We start from the raw sequence: 5,030 nt of genomic DNA, 5'->3' as shown, positions 1-5,030 counted from the left end.
CCAGTGCCGCCGCCCATGCCGGCGGTCACAAAAACCATGTCCGCATCGCCAATGGCTTCACGAATGGCATTGACGCTTTCCACAGCGGCCTCGCGGCCTATGGCGGGGTTTGCGCCCGCGCCCAGCCCCTTGGTGAGCTTTTCGCCCATCTGCACTTTTACAGGAGCGCCGTTTTTCGCCAGAGCCTGCACGTCTGTGTTGGCGCAGACAAACTGCACGCCGCGCAGACCAGAGGCTATCATGTTCTGCACAGCATTGCCGCCGCCGCCGCCAACGCCTATAACCTTGATTTTAGCGTTGCTGGACAAAGACGTGTCAATATCGTCCACGATCGACTGAGACATAGGTTCCTCTCCTGTTTTAACCTGTCCTCAAATGCCCGTTTGAGGTCGTTATTTTAAGAAATATCAGCGAACCACTTTTTCATACGCGCAAGCACGCCATCAAAGACGCCGCTCTCACTTCTTGTGGTGAACTTTTTTTGGCCGGAAACTTCTTTTTCTGCGCCGTAGCGCAACAATCCCACTGCGGTGGAAAACTTGGGGCTGTTAACCACATCTTTAAGGCCGCCCACATTTCGCGGGTACCCGATACGGGTGGGAAGATTGAAAATCTGTTCGCCCAGTTCCTGGCAGCCTTCCATAAGGGCAGTGCCGCCGGTGAGCACGACTCCCGCACCGATCATGTCCTTGTAGCCCGAGCGCACAAGTGTCTGGTCCACCAGGTAGAGGATTTCCTCCATGCGCGGTTCGCAAATTTCAGCAAGCACCTGACGTGACAAACGACGAGGCTCACGTCCGCCCACACTGGGAACTTCAATAAACTCATCATGGCGCACAAGGTCGGCCAGAGCGCAGCCATACTTGAGCTTGATCTTTTCAGCCGAGGCAATGGGGGTGCGCAGGCCGAAAGCGATGTCGTTGGAAAGGTTTTGTCCACCCAGGGCCAACACGGCCGTATGCTTGATGGCGTCATTGGCAAACACGGCGATATCGGTGGTGCCGCCGCCAAGATCCACCAGCGCCACGCCGATTTCGCGTTCTTCCTCAGTAAGGACAGCCTTGGCCGAAGCCAGGGACTCAAGGGCGATATCAGACACCTCAAGCTGGCTGCGGTGGCAGGAACGCACGATGTTCTGCGCCGAAGACACCGCCCCGGTGACAATGTGAACCTTTACTTCAAGGCGCACGCCGGCCATGCCTAGGGGGTCTGCGATGCCGCGCTGGTTATCAACAATATATTCCTGCGGCAGGATATGGATAACCTCGCGATCGGCTGGGATAGCCACGGCCCTTGCCGCATCCAGCGCACGCTCAATATCTTTTTGCGCGACTTCGCCGCCCTTGACGGCGATGACGCCGTGACTGTTGATGCCCATGATGTGGCTGCCCGCGATACCCACGTAGACAGAATGGATTTCGCAGCCGGCCATGAGTTCGGCATCTTCCACAGCCTTGCGTATGGACTGCACGGTCTGCTCGATATTGACCACCACGCCCTTTCGCAGGCCGGTGGAAACGCTGGTGCCGATGCCCACCACATCAACAAGGCCCGACTCAGCAAGTTCACCCACCACCGCGCAGATCTTTGTGGTGCCGATGTCGAGACCGACGATGAGCTCGGACTTATTCATGCCATTCTCCTAGAAACGCCTGTTCTTCACACTCTTATGATTCACGCCGCATCAGTTTTGCACGGCCTGATTAAGCAAAACCCATACATTGCCGTTGACTGCCCGAACTTCACGCACATTGCGCAGTTCATGCCTCCGGGCCAGATCGCCCAAAGTCACTCCCAGCCGGGCAAGGTTGCCTTCCCAGTCGTCTGTGGCGATGGAGAGGCGCATTTCCCTGTCTTCCAGGTACACCTCAATGCCTCTGCCGGGACTCAGGGTAATGGAGGCGATTGCTCCAGCCTCCACAGGCAGTATACCGTTCTGGATGTCTTTCATCAGGCGGGCGAGAAAGGGGATGGCGTCTTCGGCCCCAGGTTCCACCCGCAAGGTGGGGAGCGACAGGAAGTTCTTGCTTTCCACTGGCGCGATAATCGTACCGCGTTCATTGGCGTAATACAGGGTACCTTCCTTGTGCACCCAGAAGGAGGGCATCCGCTCCTTCAGTTTTATCACAAATCTGTCGGGCAAAAGGCGTTTTACCGAAACTTCCTCTACCCAGGGGGTCTGGCGCAGATTGCGCTCTACTTTGGCAATGCTGACGGCCAAGCTGTTGTCGCCTTCTTTAAGATCGCCGTATTGCAGCACCATATCGCGCGAAAGACGCACATTGCCGGCCACATCTACATGACGGGTGATAAAAAAGTCGCTGGTTATGGCCTTGTTGTACAGCCACAACGAGGCAAAGCACACACCGGAAAGCACTATTCCCAAACCGACCAGCAAAACAGCAACGGCAAACAGGCTTTTTAATCCGCCCAAACCGCGCAATCTGCCAAAAACAGCCGCCATAAAAGCCGGCATGCGCAGTTTTGCGTTTTTTTTGCCTTTGCCCGTCACAGCGGCGCGCGTGTACGCGTTCCGGGATCTGCGGGCATTCTTTTTCAAGGGAAGAGGCATGGAATAATCCTGACTTCGGGCTCAAGCACTACACCGAACCGCTCCCGCACAGTTTCTTTTGCCTCTTGCAATAAGGCCAGGGCCGCCTTTGCACTTCCCCTGCCCTCATTGATCATGAAGTTGGCGTGCAGGGTTGAAAAGGCCATGCCGCCCATTTTTTTTCCTTTGAATCCCGCCTGCTCAAGAAGTTTGCCGGCAGGCATTTCCGCAGAGGGATTTTTGAATACGCAGCCAGCGCTCCAGGCCGTCACAGGTTGTTTAGACTTTTTCTCAAAAAAGTTGTGACGCATGCGATTAGTGATGCCATCCCTCGCTGCTCTGGTCAAGCCAAATGTGGCTTCCAAGACGATAAAATCATTCTTTTTCTCTTCAATACGCAGGCTGCGATAGGCATACTGCAATGAGCAGGATGCCACAGTGCGCGCGCCCTGGGCGTCAAACACCATGATATTATCAATCTTTTCGCATGTTTCAACGCCGAAAGAACCTGCATTCATGGCTACTGCACCGCCGACTGTTCCCGGAATGCCCACAAGCCCTTCAAGCCCCGACAAGCCCTGTTCCGCGCAAAAACGCAACAGCCGTGGCAGGGGTACTCCCGCTCCGGCGCGAACCAGCACCCTCCCCTCTTCTTCACCGACCACCTCAGGTCCCTGCACGAGCAGCGGCCGGACAAGAACCAGAGGCAAATCGCCATCCTGGGCCAGAATATTGCTTCCGGCCCCCAATACCACGGGGCTTCCTCCCAGGGCGCGCAAGCGGCGCGACAGCGGAGCAATATCCTCCGGGCATTCAAGAATCAGCTCTGCGATAGCTGTCCCGCCAAGACGCAATGTTGTGCGCTGGGCGAGCTGCGGCGAGGCGATCTCACGCATGGTCAAGCCCTTCCAGCCATATGGGACCCAAACGGGTAATATTGCCTGCCCCAAGAGTCAGCAGCACGTCTCCTTCCCGCAAAATATCGGGCAACGCCTGGGCAAGGTCATCCAGAGTCTGAAAATATTCCACAGGCGTTGAAGAGACCTGGCGTATCCCCTGCGCAAGGCTTTGCCCGGAAACGCCGGGAATGGGATTTTCAGAGGCAGCGTAAATTTCAGTCAGCAGCAGTTGATCAACGTCATTGAAGACTTTGCAAAATTCACCAAAATGGGCTTCCGTGCGGCTGAAGCGGTGCGGCTGAAAAGCCGCCACAATGCGCCTGCCTTCGAAAACCTGACGGGCAGTGGCAAGGGTTGCGGCAATTTCAGCCGGGTGGTGGCCGTAGTCATCCACCACGGTGACCCCTTGCTTTTCGCCTTTGAATTCAAAACGGCGCCCCACCCCCTTGAATCCGCACAAGCCAGCGGCGCATTTTTCAAAACTGATGCCTACTTCCAGGGCAGCACCGATGGACGCCAGTGCATTGAGGATATTGTGGCGGCCCGGCTGCGGCAGACTGACTTCACCCAGCTGCTCACCATGCAGCCAGACCTGAAACCGGCTGATCCGCCCGCTTTCCAGCGGCACGGCGCGCAGGGAGTTGTCCTCGGCAAAACCGTAGGTAAGCACGGGGCGCTTTACCCGCGGCAAAAGTTCCAGCACGCCGGGGTCATCGCCGCAAACAATGTTCAGCCCGTAAAACGGCACGTTGTTCATGAACTGCACAAAGGCGCTGTCTATGGCTTCCCGTGTTTTGTAATGGTCCAGATGATCCTCATCCACGTTGGTCACCACGTTGATGATGGGCAACAGGCAAAGAAACGACCCGTCAGATTCATCGGCCTCGGCGATCAGGTATTCGCCGTGTCCGAGATGGGCGTTGGCTCCGTAAACATTGAGGCGCCCGCCGATGATCACCGTGGGATCAAGACCGGCCTCATCAAAAATCGAGGCAGTGAGCGATGTGGTGGTGGTTTTGCCGTGCGTACCCGCAATGGCGATGCCCTGACGCAGACGCATAAGCTCGGCCAGCATCTCGGCACGGGGAATAATGGCGATGTTGCGCTTGCGGGCCTCCACAAGCTCGGGATTATCATCCCTGATGGCTGTGGACTTGACCAGCACCTGCACGTCTCCCACGTTTTCCGCCGCATGCCCGACGGTAATGCGCGCGCCCAGACTGCGCAGATGCCGGACAACAGCGGAATCGCTCATGTCCGAACCGGAAATCTCGTATTTGAGATTGAGCAGTACCTCGGCAATGCCGCTCATGCCCGCGCCGCCGATGCCCACCATGTGGATGTGCCGGATCTTGCTGTTCATGCGTTACCTTTAAAGAATATCTAGATAATTCACAGGCGGCAGGCCGCCATACAAACATCCCGCAACCGCTTTCAGCGCAGACGGGCTGTCTCTTCCAAAACAGAAACCACACGAGCGGCGGCATCGGGCCGGGCAGAGGCCAGTGCAGCGGTCGACATGCGTGTGCGCTCGCCGCTGTCGTTAAGCAGGCTGATGAGCGTTTGTGCCAGGCCTTCCA

4 protein-coding genes and 1 pseudogene are annotated in these 5,030 nt (G+C 56.8%); all 5 read right to left on the bottom strand.

All coding sequences use genetic code 11. The features are described from left to right. A pseudogene (locus tag V6C07_RS07290) lies at positions 1-344 on the bottom strand (cell division protein FtsZ); the annotation flags it as partial. 53 nt (positions 345-397) lie between these two features. Continuing rightward, entirely contained in the window at positions 398-1,633 is a 1,236-nt protein-coding gene (gene ftsA / locus V6C07_RS07285) for a cell division protein FtsA (RefSeq protein ID WP_333535700.1), read from the bottom strand. Between the two features lie 51 nt (positions 1,634-1,684). Beyond that, positions 1,685-2,434 (bottom strand): cell division protein FtsQ/DivIB, encoded by a 750-nt coding sequence (locus tag V6C07_RS07280; RefSeq protein ID WP_333535699.1) that lies wholly within the window; start codon positions 2,432-2,434, stop codon positions 1,685-1,687. Between the two features lie 122 nt (positions 2,435-2,556). Continuing rightward, entirely contained in the window at positions 2,557-3,447 is an 891-nt protein-coding gene (gene murB, locus V6C07_RS07275; protein WP_333535697.1) for a UDP-N-acetylmuramate dehydrogenase, read from the bottom strand. Then, complete coding sequence (gene murC, locus V6C07_RS07270) at positions 3,440-4,813, bottom strand: UDP-N-acetylmuramate--L-alanine ligase (protein ID WP_333535696.1); 1,374 nt, start codon at positions 4,811-4,813, stop codon at positions 3,440-3,442. Before murC ends, murB begins: the two co-directional genes overlap by 8 nt. Between the last annotated feature and the right edge of the window lie 217 nt (positions 4,814-5,030).

Origin of the sequence: Desulfovibrio sp. 1214_IL3152 (assembly GCF_036763055.1) — a bacterium.
In the GTDB taxonomy this organism is placed as follows: domain Bacteria; phylum Desulfobacterota; class Desulfovibrionia; order Desulfovibrionales; family Desulfovibrionaceae; genus Desulfovibrio.
Note: the sequence above shows the minus strand (reverse complement) of the source record. Positions and strands in the feature narration are given on the sequence as shown.